Source organism: Pseudomonas sp. 2995-1, assembly GCF_002742505.1.
Lineage (GTDB): Bacteria > Pseudomonadota > Gammaproteobacteria > Pseudomonadales > Pseudomonadaceae > Aquipseudomonas > Aquipseudomonas sivasensis.
Genome location: NZ_LJSA01000109.1, coordinates 1 through 248 on the forward strand (window position 1 = coordinate 1; position 248 = coordinate 248).

The window sequence follows — 248 nt, forward strand, 5'->3', positions numbered from 1 at the left end:
GTATTAGTACTTGGCTCAGGTCCAATCCGAATTGGTCAAGGGATTGAATTTGACTACGCGACAGTGCATACGGTAAAGGCAATCCAGGAAGCGGGATATGAAGCAATTATTATCAATAATAATCCAGAAACAGTATCAACGGACTTCCAAATTTCAGATAAACTTTATTTTGAACCTCTTACGGTGGAAGATGTTATGCATGTTATCGAGAATGAACAACCTGAAGGTGTCATCGTTCAGTTTGGTGG

Annotated in this window: 1 protein-coding gene; it reads left to right on the forward strand. The window is 39.9% G+C overall.

Annotated elements, in window-relative coordinates; translation table 11 throughout:
* On the forward strand, window positions 1-248 hold a 248-nt coding region (locus AOA61_RS00340), incomplete at both ends, for a hypothetical protein (protein ID WP_143521140.1).